General features: G+C 37.1%; 1 pseudogene. It reads left to right on the top strand.

What is annotated here, in order from left to right:
• Nucleotides 1–237 (top strand): annotated as a pseudogene (locus tag I5349_RS14050) (M23 family peptidase); the annotation flags it as partial.

The raw sequence follows: 237 nt of genomic DNA, 5'->3' as shown, positions 1-237 counted from the left end.
AGAATTCACTATTCATGAAGAATCCGTCCCACTCAATGGTAATCTAGAGGACATTTACACGCCACTTGAACGAATAGAAAATCAAAACAAAACACATGTTTACAAGATAGGAACAAATGGCAGTAAGTCATTTATAGGGGGAACATGGGTCGGAGATAAAATTAAATTTCAAATGAGAAATTTTGGTACATTTGCTCTAGCTCAAGACACTATACCTCCTACTATCCGCCCGATCAT

Origin of the sequence: Penaeicola halotolerans (genome assembly GCF_016464625.1) — a bacterium.
In the GTDB taxonomy this organism is placed as follows: Bacteria; Bacteroidota; Bacteroidia; order Cytophagales; family Cyclobacteriaceae; genus Penaeicola; species Penaeicola halotolerans.
The sequence above is the reverse complement of the archived record's forward strand: the minus strand, read 5'-3'. Positions and strand labels throughout refer to the sequence as shown.